At 47.8% G+C, this 14706-nt stretch carries 15 protein-coding genes; 3 read left to right on the top strand and 12 right to left on the bottom strand.

Annotated features, from left to right (window positions below):
• Window position 1: 1 nt before the first annotated feature.
• The 6 genes from ABD846_RS01005 to ABD846_RS00980 form a co-directional block, all read right to left on the bottom strand.
• Window positions 2-1288: a sensor histidine kinase gene (locus tag ABD846_RS01005; protein WP_344821767.1), complete on the bottom strand. Its 1287-nt coding sequence runs from the start codon at window positions 1286-1288 to the stop codon at window positions 2-4.
• 1 nt (window position 1289) lies between these two features.
• A complete protein-coding gene (locus ABD846_RS01000) occupies window positions 1290-1970 on the bottom strand; it encodes a response regulator transcription factor (RefSeq protein WP_344821765.1) in 681 nt (226 codons plus the stop codon).
• A 148-nt stretch (window positions 1971-2118) separates the two neighbouring features.
• Window positions 2119-2631, bottom strand: a complete 513-nt coding sequence (locus ABD846_RS00995; RefSeq protein WP_344821763.1) for a hypothetical protein — start codon at window positions 2629-2631, stop codon at window positions 2119-2121.
• A gap of 439 nt (window positions 2632-3070) precedes the next feature.
• Window positions 3071-3229 (bottom strand): hypothetical protein, encoded by a 159-nt coding sequence (locus ABD846_RS00990; protein WP_344821761.1) that lies wholly within the window; start codon window positions 3227-3229, stop codon window positions 3071-3073.
• A gap of 3 nt (window positions 3230-3232) precedes the next feature.
• Window positions 3233-3712, bottom strand: a complete 480-nt coding sequence (locus tag ABD846_RS00985; RefSeq protein ID WP_344821759.1) for a DUF6934 family protein — start codon at window positions 3710-3712, stop codon at window positions 3233-3235.
• A 744-nt stretch (window positions 3713-4456) separates the two neighbouring features.
• Window positions 4457-5671 (bottom strand): AbiH family protein, encoded by a 1215-nt coding sequence (locus ABD846_RS00980; RefSeq protein ID WP_344821757.1) that lies wholly within the window; start codon window positions 5669-5671, stop codon window positions 4457-4459.
• A 90-nt stretch (window positions 5672-5761) separates the two neighbouring features.
• On the opposite strand from ABD846_RS00980, the gene ABD846_RS00975 reads away from it, so the two are divergent.
• Both ABD846_RS00975 and ABD846_RS00970 read left to right on the top strand, forming a co-directional pair.
• Entirely contained in the window at window positions 5762-6634 is an 873-nt protein-coding gene (locus tag ABD846_RS00975) for a helix-turn-helix domain-containing protein (RefSeq protein WP_344821755.1), read from the top strand.
• Window positions 6635-6719: 85 nt separating this feature from the next.
• Entirely contained in the window at window positions 6720-7820 is a 1101-nt protein-coding gene (locus tag ABD846_RS00970) for an FAD-dependent monooxygenase (RefSeq protein WP_344821753.1), read from the top strand.
• Here the strand turns inward: ABD846_RS00970 and ABD846_RS00965 are convergent.
• The 5 genes from ABD846_RS00965 to ABD846_RS00945 form a co-directional block, all read right to left on the bottom strand.
• Window positions 7817-8734 (bottom strand): helix-turn-helix domain-containing protein, encoded by a 918-nt coding sequence (locus ABD846_RS00965; RefSeq protein WP_344821751.1) that lies wholly within the window; start codon window positions 8732-8734, stop codon window positions 7817-7819. The genes ABD846_RS00970 and ABD846_RS00965 overlap by 4 nt on opposite strands.
• 70 nt (window positions 8735-8804) lie before the next feature.
• Window positions 8805-9668: an SDR family NAD(P)-dependent oxidoreductase gene (locus ABD846_RS00960; protein ID WP_344821749.1), complete on the bottom strand. Its 864-nt coding sequence runs from the start codon at window positions 9666-9668 to the stop codon at window positions 8805-8807.
• 119 nt (window positions 9669-9787) lie between these two features.
• Complete coding sequence (locus tag ABD846_RS00955) at window positions 9788-11053, bottom strand: type II toxin-antitoxin system HipA family toxin (protein WP_344821747.1); 1266 nt, start codon at window positions 11051-11053, stop codon at window positions 9788-9790.
• 3 nt (window positions 11054-11056) lie between these two features.
• On the bottom strand, window positions 11057-11320 hold the full coding sequence (locus tag ABD846_RS00950) for a helix-turn-helix transcriptional regulator (RefSeq protein WP_344821745.1): 264 nt from the start codon (window positions 11318-11320) through the stop codon (window positions 11057-11059).
• An 84-nt stretch (window positions 11321-11404) separates the two neighbouring features.
• Entirely contained in the window at window positions 11405-12298 is an 894-nt protein-coding gene (locus ABD846_RS00945; protein WP_344821743.1) for a hypothetical protein, read from the bottom strand.
• A 118-nt stretch (window positions 12299-12416) separates the two neighbouring features.
• Between ABD846_RS00945 and ABD846_RS00940 the strand changes: the two genes are divergently transcribed.
• Entirely contained in the window at window positions 12417-12848 is a 432-nt protein-coding gene (locus ABD846_RS00940) for a hypothetical protein (protein WP_344821741.1), read from the top strand.
• Between the two features lie 111 nt (window positions 12849-12959).
• Here the strand turns inward: ABD846_RS00940 and ABD846_RS00935 are convergent, their stop codons facing one another.
• Window positions 12960-14570: a tail fiber domain-containing protein gene (locus ABD846_RS00935; protein WP_344821739.1), complete on the bottom strand. Its 1611-nt coding sequence runs from the start codon at window positions 14568-14570 to the stop codon at window positions 12960-12962.
• Between the last annotated feature and the right edge of the window lie 136 nt (window positions 14571-14706).

Below are 14706 nucleotides of genomic sequence, written 5' to 3'. Positions count from 1 at the left end.
GCTACAGGAGCAGCGTGAAGTGGTGCATGCCGTCGGCATAACTGTAGCGTACATCGCGGTGATGGAAGTGGGCTATTTCCTTTACGATAGCCAGACCCAGACCATTGCCGCTATTATCTGCGTGCTGACTGGAGAACCGGCGGAACAACCCTTCGCTCTCCAATGCATGCATACCGGTATTGGCGATATCAAGGCTATTGCCGGTAAGGGTGATCACGATACTACCGCCCGCCGGAGTATAGCGCAGTGCATTCACAAGCAGATTATTGAGCAGGAGCTCCATCAGGTGGCGGCTCGCTCTTATATACCCCTCTGCGCTCATATTGCAGGTGAGCTCCAGCTGATGTGAGCGCAGGTGATCCTGCAACATAGCTGTCTGCTCATACACCATTCCGTTGAGGTGTATAACAGACATATCCGAGAACTGACCATTTTCTATTCTGGCGAGCAGCAACAGATTCCTGTTGATGCGGCTGCTCCGAGCGAGCGCACGATTCATATCTTCCGCAATAGCATACTGGCTTTGTGTAAGGTCTTTATCCTGCAACAGCATATCCACCTTGTTTTTCAGCACGGCCAGCGGTGTTTGCAGCTCGTGGGCGGCATTTTCCGTAAATTCCTTCTGGGCACGGTATACCGAAAGCGAATGAGAGACAAGCTCCTGTACACTTCGGTTCAGTTCGTCAAACTCAGCAATGTCTGTAGGAGCAAACTGTATTGCGGTTTCCTTTCCGAGATGAAACGCGCGCAACTGGTCCAGCGTATGATGGAAGGGTTGCCATACCCGGCGCGATAGCCGGCGCGTGAGCAACAGTATACCGCTCACAATGAGCAAAAAGAAAAAAGCAGTGGTGAGGGCTATGGCGGCTATTGTCTCCCGTGTTTCCTCTACATTGGTGGATACAGTGATGAGGTATGAAGCACCCTTTATCTCCACCCGTTTGCGCAGGCACCGGAACCTGTCCGGTTTTTGCTGAGGTGCATAACTGCGTAATTGTTCGAGGGTATATACCGAATCGGACACAGGCAAAGCGGCTGGCAACTTCTCAATATTGGTTCCGGGCTGTATCCTGTTCCACAATGCAACCCCTGAGTCCAGCTCCGCCGCAGACAAATGCATCCTGTTGAGGGAGTGCACCGTTTTGTCGGCAATTATCTCATTGTGTTCGTCCAGCTCAGAAAGCCATACGGTATCCACAACATAGTAGTACACCGGGATGCTCACCAGCAGCGAGAGCAACACCCAGATCACCAACGGCTTTGTTGTTTTGGCAAGTAATCGTTTCATATCAGCCAGGCATTTCCCATTTGTAGCCTGTTCCATAAACGGTTTTCAGGTAATTTTCGTAGCCGGCATCGATTAGCTTACGTTTCATATTCTTGATGTGTGCGTACACGAAATCGTGATCGTCGAGCATATCGGCTATGTCGCCCGAAAGATGTTCTGCAAGTGCACTTTTAGAGATCACCCGGTTGCGGTTGCCGATAAAATACAGCAGCAGGTCAAATTCCTTTTTCGTCAGCGCCACCACCTGCCCATGCACCTGTACAGATCTGGCAGGCAGGTCTATCCGCAGTTCATTGATCCGGATAATATTGTTGTTGGCAAACTGCTTGCGGCGTATCACCGAATACACCCTCGCCGCGAGCTCCGGAAGATGGAATGGCTTGGTAAGATAATCGTCTGCACCGGAGTGCAAACCCTGTATTTTATCGTCGAGTGCATCGCGCGCAGAAATGATGATCACGCCGTCGTTGCGTTGCTCGCTCCTGATCTCATCAAGCAGTTTCATACCGCTTCCGCCGGGCAGCATCATATCCAGGAGGATACAATCGTACCGGAACAGCTCCACTTTTTCAAGTCCTGCGTTATAAGACCCGGCAAAATCGCAGACATATCCCTGTGCAGACAGATAAGTGCCGATACTCTGTGAGAGTTCCGGCTCGTCTTCGATGATGAGCACTTTCATGCGCTAAAGTTCCGTATGAATTTGGAAGAAATTCTGAATTTGGTTTTTAAGGTGGATGTGTACCAGATTTGCCCCTGAGGCTATCATCTGTTGCAAAAAAAGAATGGAGGGCTGAGCCCCCCATTCCTGTGTAGTTTCAATTCACAAATTATTTAACCGGATTACTGGTCGCGTCCTCGTTAATGCTGTTGTCTTCCGCGCTGCTGCCCTGGCCGGAAAAACGCATGCTCAGCTGGCGGCGGGCTTCGTCGGCACCCGGCATTCCTGCCAGTGCGGCCGCTTCTGAAAGGCGGTACACGCTCAGAGCACTTACATAAGCTTCGTTACCGGCAAGCGTCATGGTATCCGTAATACGTTCGGTGAGCTGCCGACTGATGGTAGCCAGTTCGTCCAACTGCTGAAACAGGGTAAGATCGTAGCTCATGAAAGTGGGATTGAGAAAACCCGGGAAGAAAGAGGCGTTGTTGCGCAAAATCCGGAAAGCGTCTTCGGTAAATGCTTTGTTGGATACATTGATCTTTGGCAGCCGCTGCCGCTCGTCCGCAGTAAGCCCTACAAGCATGGGCATCAAAGCAGCTATCTGCTGAAAGAGCGACTTGATAGTAATGAGATTTCCTTCGTCGATTACCGCGTTTACACGGTTGGAGTTTACAAGAGCCATTTGATTATAGTTTAGCACTCTACTATGCAAGGATCGTGCCAGAATACCACATAACATACTGACTATCAGCTATTTTTCTATTGCACAATACGCAATAAGCGGATTTCCAGCGCGTGGTATTTGCACAGGGGGAACGCTATTTCCTACTTCTTTCGATATAAATGGGTTACTGTAACCGGAATGATTGATCCGCAAATTGCAGACGCAAAAGGAGATTGCTTCGACGCTCCTGCGCTCCCGGATGTGCGCGTCTCGCAAGGACGCATAAGGGCAGGCACTTCTCACCACAAAGCGAATCGCTCCAGCCGCCGATAGAACAATACCAATTAAAACGGCCTCCCATTGAGGAAGGCCGTCTGTTCATTTACAAATGATAGATTAATGCAAAAGAAATAGAGGGCCTATGCCCTCTATTTAATTGTTATTACAATCGTTAACCTTAATGTGCGTGTTGTAAAGAAGCGATTATAGCATTAACCCTATCAAGCTTGCTTGCAAATAATGGCTTTTTTGAAACGGGATCAAGTTTCTTATCTACTGTTATTTTAATTCCGAACTTTTCCCCAGCACCTTTTGGCTTTTTTATAGCGTTTTTCATTTTTTAAATGTTTTGAAGTTTTCTTTGAACTATAAATCCTACACAATTCTTATACTCAGCTTTTACATTAAAATGCTCTCGTTTAAGCAAACTTCCTTCAATGCCATCATTATACAATACAAATATATCGAAGTCTGAAACTATTTCATCATAATTTTTCGTTATCACCATTTTGTATAGCCTAGTTCTGGACGGTGTACTTCCTCCGAAGAATATATTTCTATTGGGATAGTTTGATGTATATTCATAAACCGATGCGGCTACAGTTGCTAATACTTTATCCCTGTCTCCATTTTTTGACTCAACTGTATCATCAACGTCATCGCTATCTGTTGCGTCACCAAAGGCTAAATTATATAATTCTGAATATTGAGTAGCAGAGAATGCAATCAGTTTCCTTATTACTCCATTATTCCCTTCACTGTAAAATTCATACAAATCTGATTCGCTAGATACATTTAAATCATATTTAGGGTAGTTCATTATTAGACCATTCAGGCAGATATAAAATATTTACAAAATTGAAAAATACTGGAAAAAAAATCTCTCAGGCTTTTTCTTTACAAATCCCAATTATATATATGCGGTGTATGGGTAGTTAAACACTACCAAGGAAGCTCAAATGTATGATATGACTTTATACGCTCCTATTTTTATTGCGATATTTGCAAGATTGGCGCAAATAGGCAGCAAATCCGGCACTATCAGATAAATTTTTCACCTGGTGGCGTGCTGTTTTCGGGTAAAGCATTCACTCCTGGCCAACACGCAAAGCATAGCGTATTCTTTTACACTACCCTATACCCCCACTTCGGAAGTCCCCCTCCTACTCCGGAACTAAGTCGGCTGAGTGCTGAACTGAGCTGACTGAGCGCTGAACTCCACCGGGGGACTTCCGAACTAAGACGGCCGAGTTGCAGACCCCACCCCGGGGACTTCCGAACTCAATTGGGTTTAGTTCCGAACCAGGCTGACGGAGTGCGGAACTGAGCTGACCCGGCTCTGTACCCCCGGGGGGTACTTCCGACCTAAACAGGGTTTAGCTCCGAACTAAGCGGGCTATGTTCCGCACTCCCCCGGTACACTTCGAAGCTGAGCGCCGTATGTTCCGGACTAAGACGGTTGAGTTATGAATAAAGCAAACTGTGTTCCAGGCCGCGGGCATCCGGCAATAGTAAAGTTGGAGTTAAGATATTTGGTCCACTTCACGGCCAACCTACTGGGCAATCATCCCCAACTATTATTTTGCGGCAGTATTGAACAGTATTCCTTATTAACGAGTTTATCTCTCATCATTTTTTTATCAGAAAAATGTCTGCTTATATTTCTGACCAGAAAACTAAAATCGTCTGCATCCTCATTTGGAAGAGGACGTTGTTTTTTGTGATAAAATATTTTTACGGAAGCACAGTTGTCGTGCTCAAAAATCGACTGCAGCAATGTTCTGTCTGATAAAGCGCAAGAGTGTCCCATAAGTTGTACCTGGAATGCATCGGAATCGATGAAATCAAATAACTTTTTATAGTTTGCTGAACGAGGATAATGAACTGATTTGATCAACTTTAAAAAGTCGTTATTGTTTAAATTTTCGAGCAGCTTATAATCGTCATCGTTTTCGTCCCCAAAGCCTAATATCGGCGTGTTGTTTGAATCATAGATATCTCCATGAATATGTACAACATTTGCATAGTCAGAACGATGTAAATAAGTCTTAACCGTAGGTGTATAATTAAAATTGAGAATTAAGGTATCTCTGAACGCCTGGCAAGGCATATTATGTAAAGATTCTTCTCGCCTGATATTGTGCTTACGCAAATTTTTTGCTGAAAATTCCCTGAGGAAATTGCCTTCTTGAGACTCATCTAAATAAGGGTTATCAAAAAGTTTACACATAGCTGATATGTTGTTAGCAATGTTACCTTCCGGAATAATCCTTCTGAGATACTCGCTAAACTCAAACAAGATTGCCTCGACATCGCGATTTAAAATTCTTATTCGGGTTGCTATATTTTTCTCTGGTGATTTAGCATCTCTAGCTAAAGCCTTTAACTTCCGATAATATGCAATTTCAAAATCCACCCAATTCTCAAGTGCCTGTTCACGACAAAGTGTCAGAAAAAAATAGTTTAAAAAAGTAATAGAGAAGGATGTTCCTTTAAAATTAATTTGACCTCCGCCACTATCGTAGAATTGAGTATTGAGCCGAAGAGCAAATTCTTTGCAAATATCTTCAAGTGAAGAATAACACTGCATCCGCATTTTACATTCCTCCGGAATATTTAAAGAAATAAACGGATGGTCAAGTGTATCGCAAAATGTCCTCCAAAAGTAATCCAGGAAATCCGAATACCTGGTTTTCAAATTATGAGCCAAATCAAAACCATTACCCACAATTATCAGTCTATTCACGGGATAGGTTGATTGCTCAGGCTTTACAGACATGTAAATCAGATTTAGTGATACCGCTAAAATATCAAAATAGATGTACATTTAAAACTCGCTTATCCGCTACCTTTCTCCTTCTGAACACCCATGCCCGTACGCTCCCGCAACATACCTGTAAACTCACTGACCGATGGCATCGGATCGGGAATCATGATAGACAGGTCTGTGATCAGCAAGGCTGATTTTGTATCGGCACAGCAATACGAGGAAGCCACACAGGCGCACCGCGATGAAGGACATACGTTCCACTTCCTCGAGCGTGGCGCTCTGGTGATGGAGATCGATTTCCGCGAACACCTTCTTAAAGCGCCCTGCATCGTGTATATGCATCCCAGCCAGGTGCACCGGATCCTTGATTTTAAAAACATCACGGTCTGCTCGCTGGCTATCGGCGATGATCAGCTGCACACAGGCTATGCAGCATTACTGGAACAGCTATCCCCTGCACTGCCGCTACGGCCGGGCAAAGCAGAACTTGCCATGCTGTCGGACATATGCGCGCTCTGCCTGCGTATTGCCGCGGACAAAGGAAACAGGCTGCACGATGCCCTGCTGCGCGACAGCTGCAATACGCTGGTGGCCTACATTGCATCCCTGCTCAGCAAACAAGACCGTCTCCAGGGCAATGCATCGCGGCAGACCCAGATAGCAAATTCCTTTAAACAGTTGCTGGACGAGCATTACAAAACGCTGAAACGGCCTGCGGCATATGCAGATATGCTGCACATCTCCGTACCGTATCTGAACGAGTGTGTGCGCCACGCCACCGGCCTGTCTGCTTCGCAGCAGATACAGGATCGCATTGTACTGGAAGCAAAGCGTCTGCTCTTCCACACCGGCAAATCGGTAAAGGAAATCGCATCTGAGCTCGGGTATACCGACTATCCCTATTTCTCGCGGTTGTTTACCAAAGCCACAGGCATGAGCGCGCTGACGTTCCGGAGCAAAAACCACGTTTAGTCCAATAACTACTTTCATTCGCTATTGTCGCAATCCGGGTAAAGGCAGACTTTTGCATCTGTGAACTTCCTGTTCCTGACTGCTTATGACACAACAAATAAAACGGGTGCTGATCTCCGGTGCAAGCTTTGCCGGACTTACCGCTGCCTATTGGATGAACCGCCTGGGCTACCAGGTAACCGTGGCGGAGACTGCACCATTCCTGAAGATGGGCGGCACCCCGGTGGATATAAAAGATGATACGGTGGACATTATGCGCCGCATGGGACTGCTGGATGCGATTAAAGCCAACAGGATCGGTCCCGAAAAATGGGAATTCAAGAATGCCGATGATGTAACGGAGCTGTGCCTGCAACTGGAAAAGAAACCGGACAATGAATTTGAGATAGAGCGCGATCTGCTGCTCCACATGCTGTACGACCTGGTGAAGGATGAGGTACGCTTCCTGTTCGGCAACAGCATCAGCACAATGACGGAAACCACGGATGGCATGGAGGTGCAGCTGCGCGACGGTATGCAGGAACAGTTCCACCTGGTACTGGGCTGCGATGGTGTGCACTCACCTGTGCGCAGGCTGTGGTTCGGACCGGAGGAGGACTTTGTGCATTTCCCGGGACAATATTTTGCCATCGCTATTGTAAACAAACTGCTGATACCGGAAGGGTGTTACCAACTGTATGCAGAACCGGATAAAGGTGTGGCTTTATATGCTTACAATAAAAAGACGGATATCATTTTTACGTTCCGGCCGGAGACGGAGATCAGCTACGACTTCCGCAACAGCGAACAACAGCAGCAGATCATCAGGGAGCAATTTGCCGGGGTACGCTGGCGTACGCCCGAGCTGTTGCAGGAACTGCTGCAATCCCGTTCGTTTTACTTCGACAGATTCTGCCAGGTGAAGATGGCTCGCTGGGCCAGAGGACGTGTGGTGCTGGCCGGAGATGCGGCCTATTGTGCTTCTCCGGCAGCGGGCATGGGCGGATCGCTCGCCATAATAGGCGCAACGGCGCTGTGTGATGCATTTGCAACGCACGGTGATGACCTGGCTGCGGTATTTGACGCATACGACAGGCAGTTGCGTCCCTTCATCGACCAGGTGCAGGCAGAAGCACTCCTTACGCTGGATAAGCTGCTGCCCCGAACGGAGGAAGAGATCCGCCTGCGGAATAACCAGGGCTTTTAGTTGAACTGCTGCCGGAATGCCAGCGGCGATTGCTGTGTTTTGTTCTTAAACAGTTTGCTGAACGACTGTGCATATTCAAAGCCGAGCGCATAAGCAACCTCACTCACCGAAAGACTGGTAACCGAAAGCATTTCCTTTGCCTTTTCTATAAGCTTGTCGTGTATATGCTGCTGTGCATTCTGCCCCGTAAGTGAGCGCAGCATGTCACTGAGATAGCTGGGGGATACATTCAGCTGCGTGGCCAGGTAAGCCACTGTGGGAACGCCTTTCCGCAACAGCATTTCATCGTTAAAATACCCGTTCAGCAGCTCCTCCATCCGCTGCAGCAGATCGCTGTGTACGGCTTTGCGTGTGAGAAACTGACGTTTGTAAAAGCGATTGGCAAAAGTGAAGAGCAGCTCCACCTGGGCAATCACCACATCCTGGCTGAAATCGTCGATACGGCTGTTCAGCTCTGTTTCTATCATCTTCATCAGGGAGAGAACCGTTTCGCGCTCTTCATCGGATAAGTGCAATGTCTCATCGGCAGCATATGAGAAGAATCCGTACTCTTTCATCTTTTTTGCAAGCGGATAACCCAGCAGAAAATCAGGGTGAATGAGCAGCGTATAGGAAGAGCAGGCGGCCAGCGATTCGTCGCTCACGCTTCCGAGTATCTGGTTGGGTGCGGCAAAAAGCAGGCCTCCGCCATCGAAGTCGTAGTAATGCTGCCCATAGCGTAGTTTACCGCCTACGGTTTCCTTGTAGGCGATCTTGTAGAAGTTGAGCACATGCGGTCCGCGCATGGCTTCAATATTGGCAGGTGCCCCCTTGACCATGCTGATGAGCGGATGCCGGGGTGCAGGCAACCCGAATATGCGGTGCGCGTCGGCTATAGATTTGAATTTGTAGCGGATACCTTCTTCCTTTTTCATGCTTCGCTTGCTTTTTTAAAACGCAGCCGTATCCGTATTGCGGAACGGCTGCGTTCTCCGGTTATCAAATTTAATGCGTCTGTGCGGCTTGCGGTGCTGTTCCCTGTGCAGCATCGGAAATTTCCTGCCAGGTTTCCCAGGTCTGCATACGGTCGGCATAAGCTTCCCGCACCCAGGGGAGATTGTGCTTCCCGAGGAAGAAACGCAGGGGCGGATTTTCTGCATCAACCACTGCAAACAGCGCTTCCGGCGTAGCTTCCGGATTGCCGCGCTCGAGCGTGCCCAGTTGACCGAAAAATTCGTTTTTGAACGTATCGTAAATGTCCATGCCTGCTGCAAACTTCAGCGACTCCTGGCTGCCGAATTCGGTGGCGTAAGCTCCGGGCTCAATAATGGTCACCTTAATGCCGAATTGTTTCACCTCCGCTGCAAGACTCTCGTGGATAGCTTCGAATGCCCATTTGGAGGAGCAGTAGTAGCCGATCACCGGCAACACCACATGACCCAGGTTACTGGACGTGCCCAGGATATGTCCGTATCCTTGCGCACGCAGCAGCGGCAGCGCTGCCTGTATCACCGCAACCGGCCCTAGCACATTGGTCTCGTACATGGCACGTATCTCTTCGGGGCTCGACTCTTCAATTGTACCCACAAGCGAATAGCCCGCATTATTGAGCACTATATCCAATCTGCCGAAATGTGTATGTGCTGCCGACACCGCTTCCCGCACCTGCTCATGATTCGTCACATCCAGTTCCAGCGTGAGCACCTGATCGCCGAAGCGTTCTTTCAGATCGGCAATGCTGCTGAGGCGGCGTGCTGAGGCGGCTACTTTATCTCCGCGCATAAGAGCTGCCATTGCCCATACACGACCGAATCCGCGGGACGAACCGGTAATGAACCATACCTTCTCCTGCCTGTTTTGTTGTGTCATAAATTTTATATTTTGATTGATTGAGGACACAAAGGTCCGCACGCTGCCTGCGCCGGCTGTGTGCAAAACGCGTGAAGATGTATCCAAAATGAGGATGTCCTTCCGGCAGTGGATTTCTGTTAAATAAAACGGGTAAAATGCTCCAGCATCGACCGGATGATGTGTTCCGGAACTCCCTGTTCGGCAACCTTTTGTTCCCAGAAAGAAATGGCATTCTGTACGTCGCTTACAATGCCTTTAAAATTGCGGATAGTATATCGCTCCGCAATCGCGGCAAGATCTCCGGACAGGATATTATTGCGTTTGCCATTCACGGACAATGCGCGTGAGCGGGTCTTTATATTCAGCTCGGGATTCAGCGAGTAGGTAAGATCGTAGGCCGGGGCGAGCTGCCAGCTATCGTTGGCTTCGTCGTAAATAAAGCTGTGGTTTTTCAGGTGATCGTCATGATTGGCGAATACGACATTGAACACCATCCGGCGGAACAACTGACTCATGTCTTTATGCGGACATTTTAAGAACAGCATGAGATCAAACAGTTGCTCATAAGCGGACACTTTGGGATCGGTGTAATCCCATCCGGTAAGTCCCGATGCGGTGAGCACATGTTTCTTCTTACCCTGCTGCCTGTCGAAACGCAGGGTTGCAAAGTGGCGTCCGTCTATCATACGCGAAGGCATCATATCGATACCCGCATGCAAAGCTGTAAGGTAGTATCCATATTCCACGGCTTCGCGACTGTAGCTGCTTTCGTTGTCTATCCCGAGCTTTACCAGGTAATGTTGATATGCGTCACTGACCACAATATCACCGGGGATGATTGCTCCCGTGGTCTTATGCTCGGCAATGAGGATCTTGGGTCGCATACCTCCGGCAGAAGTTCCTATCTTAAAAATATTCAGCAATGCCGCATGATTCAGCTGTGGTGCACCTGTCCGGCTTTTCTGGTCCAGCACCTGGCTTACAATACCGGCTATTTCGCCGATGTTGATGGTATCCCCGGCCGCAATGTTCTGCGCCGGGCGATACTCAAGCGCTCCCATACCCCTGTTGCCCACATAGGCCAGCTGTTCGAGCACCGAAATTTCGCTAAGCCTGCGATTGCTGCTTTCCATCCAGGTGCGGAAAATGATATTACCGAACAGATCGGGAAGCGAATCAGCAATCATCGGTGGCAATCCGCGGAACGTATCATTATTGTATTTGTCGAATACCTGCGTTTGCCGGATGCGCCGGAAGATCAGCGGAAACAACCGGGTGTATTGTTCGCTCGCCAGGAAACCGGCATTGTACTGAAAAAAAGAGCTGCCTTTATCGGGATCGAATCCCAGGCGGCCGATCTCGCGGTCGAAGCAGAATAACGTGATGAGGTTGTTCTTAGCCATAGATTAATAAAGGGATTGCTGGCTGTTGTTAGCCGTTTCGGAAGCGATGTAAGAACCGAACCCCTCCAGCAGTTCAAAATACTGCAGTACCTTCAGTAAAGTATCGATGGTGGGATTCTTCCCGGCTTCAAGATTTTGAATGGTGAGTCGCGATAAAGCCAACTGCTCCGCCAGCTGTTCCTGCGTAAGCCGTTCCCGCTCGCGTAACGTTCTGATCAGTTTGCCAATCGAAACCTTTACCTCTTTGATACCTGTTTGCTGAAGCACAATATGACTATTATAATATGCAAAATAGTCATTTTTTCACTAAAAAGTCTATTTTAACAGGCATAAAGTGAGTAAGGGAAGCCCCTAATAATCGCCTTTAAAGTCGAGACCATAACGTTCGCTCAGCGCACGGAGTTTTAGCTGGGTGGCAATACTGTATATGTAAACAGCCTTACGGTTGCGGTCCACTTCTGCGATATTATCTGAGCTCATACCAAAAGCGAGATTATACCGCTTTTTATAAAACGAGGTATCTGGTCCGGGCTTATCGGTATACAGCACGCCCGTGCGCGTCTGATTGAAACCATAGACATAATAAGCGCCTATCGGCTGCAAGCCTCCGGAGCGGATGGATTGGCTTATGTAAGGCTGCAATATCATAAAAGACCAGGGTTGATGTTTCAGTGTCGCAAGCAGCATCCCATTCTCCAGCTCGTCGTTTGTGCCGATAAGCCGCTCATCCGGGAAGCGTCCTTTACGCGCCAGATCAAGAATGCGATTGAAATTATCCGAAACAACCGCGGCAAATTCTTTTCTGTCATTTTTTGAATCCTGCTCTTTCCGGTAACGGCGCATAAATTCGGAACGTAAGGCCGTGTCAATAGATGCGTTGAATATTTTTCTGCCTGCCAGGTAAACGGAATCCGGACTCAGCGGTAAATGCAGGCCTATAAACCGGTTCTCACTGAGTGTCTTCCAGGGAACACCGGCGCGTGCGCAATGGTAATAGAAATAAGAAAAAGAAGCAGTGTCTGAAAACGCAGCGAGCTGGCAGGCGTTGAATGCATCACTCGCAAATACGCGGTCGTACTGGGAGAACAACTGCCTGTATTTATTTAAGGCGCCACCGAAATCTTCAGCCGCAATCAGCTCCTGTACGGTAAGCATCCCGCGGAAATAGCCGTTATAGTCCTGTTGTCCCAAACCCCGGAACGAAAGGAAAACAAATAGAGCAACCAGCGTAAGAAAACTTCTCATAGCAGTAAGATTTATTAAAATAACGCAGTGCGTTTCTCAGACTCCGGCATGAGAGGAGTATGCGCAAAAGGCGATCACTTTATAAAAATACGTATCTTGATTACAATTTCACCCACCTATGAAAAACGTATGCTACCTGCTTCTATGCAGTGCCCTGATGGCATCCTGCTGCAACAAACACATCGATTGCACTTTCAGCGAGGAACAGCCTGTTCAGTTTTCCGGATTTGACAAAACCGATCTGGATACGATCCTGGTAGTACGGTATCAACCGCGAACAAACTTTTCTGTCGTCGTGGATTCGAGCACCGTGGCGGCTATGGAAAACTACCTGACTTATCCTATCGTTGAACTGCAGGAACAGAAATACGCTTACAGGATTTTCGTGCCGGCTACCGGAAAAAATTACCGGATTGATAATTTTGCCTATACCGCGCAAAGCTGTGATAAATGTATCTGGAAGAAAAAGAAATATACAAACGCACTTTCTTCCTATACGCTGAACGAGGAGCGGAACATCGGTAACTACATCACGATTAAGAAAGGCTGATAAAAAAAACGATTTGCCCGGAAGCAAATCGTTTTAAACTCTTTATCGGATACCTCCTGCGGTGCAGGTCCTATTGCAGGTTGCGCTGCCGGAGTGTAGCGTGCGATAAGATCAGTGAGATGTGAGTACCATCTTTTTCGTTTCGTGGGGAACGCCGTTCAGCAGCAAAGTATACACATACATACCCGGCTGCATGCTTCCGCCGTCAATAGTAACAGAACCTGCCCGCTCTGCTCCCAGATCGTATAATTTCAGTTCTTTACCATTCAGATCATAAACGCCTATTGCGGCTGTTTTTGCGTCCGTGGGTAATTGGTAACTGATGGTAGTTGTCTGGGTAAACGGATTAGGGGTGTTCTGGGAAAGGAATGCGCCATTGATCGTTTGCTTCACTTCAGGAACAGCATTTGTGGCGCTGGTTGCGGCTGCCAGGTCTTTCCGCAGTTGCTCTATCTGCTCCTGTTGTTCCTTGATCGCAGCTGTGAGAACGGGGATCAGCATTGTGTAATTCACCGCTTTATATTCAAATCTGGTATTATCCTTTTCGGTTATTGCAAGTTGCTTTACCGCTTCCGGGAGTACCGTTTCCAATTCCTGGGCAATGAAACCATATTGCTTTTCTCCGGGTAGATTCAGAAACGCGTACTCGTCAGTACGGAAATGATAAGTAGAAGGTTTCAGCTTTGCGATTACACTTAATCCCTCGCTCAGCTGCTGTATGTCCTTTTTCAGTTTCTGATCTGAAAAAGGATAGAATGCATTAGCATAAACATCACCACGGGCATAAACGTTGCCGCTAAAAAATCCCGCATAGCAGTTTGCCTTGCTCCAAAGACTCACCGGAATTTCTCCGTAAACGCCATATACCGCATTCGGTGAAGCTAATCCGCTCCAGGCATATCCGTATACACCGTAAGCATTTGTACTATTCTGTCCCGATCCTCTTCCATGAACACCGTAGCATATTTTTCCTGCTCCTGTTGCATACACACCCGTTGCGTTGCCGTTAGATGTAACACTCTTTGCGTTCAATCCGGTTGCGTCTGCGTCTACCGTAACAATAGCACTCGTAACAATTCCATTTGTTTGCCCATGAATTTCTGCGCCGCTGGTATTTACATCTGAAACATCTGTACGGTTAACGAATAAACCTGTCTTAGCCCTGATTGCCGGAATAGTACCCGAGTTTGAGCTTTGAATATCCACCAGTGCATTTGTGACATTTCCTCTTACGCGGAATGAATTTACCAGAGTTGCAGCTGGGTCAACGTCCAGAAATCCCTGAACTTTTGTATCGCCGTTTACGGTCAGTTTATAAGTCGAAGTTCCCGGATTGAGGCCAATGCCAAAACTACCACCGCCTGTCACATACATCAGATTGGAAGAAGGAACCGCGGTGAGTGCATTATGAAATCCCAGTTTCAGACTCGAACCGTCCACGCGAAAATCTGCGCGGGTACCTGAAGTAGTCTGAACGGCCATTCCTTCCTCGAGATTAGGATTTTCAAACCGTACCATCCCTCCGCGGGCAGAACGAAACATTACGCCACCGGATACTACTTCAAATTTATTGCCCGAAAACGTGGGGACACTGCTTCCTACACCGACATAATCGCCGGAATTTGTAAGAAATGTATTTGAGCCCGAGCGCGTCCACATTTGAGCGCTGCCCAAAAGCGGCGTAAGCAATAAAACTGTAGCGAATAAATTTCTTCCTTTCATGATTATAATATTTTCCCCTACTCGTTGATTTGGCTTTTCGGGATTCCGCCTGCAATACTACCTGCATTGCAACAGCAAATATGGCCGGGGCAAGGAACGTAAAAAACAGGCAATTAACAGGTGTGCGCAAATACAA

This window comes from Rurimicrobium arvi, from assembly GCF_039540495.1.
GTDB classification, from domain to species: domain Bacteria; phylum Bacteroidota; class Bacteroidia; order Chitinophagales; family Chitinophagaceae; genus Rurimicrobium; species Rurimicrobium arvi.
Note: the sequence above shows the minus strand (reverse complement) of the source record. Positions and strands in the feature narration are given on the sequence as shown.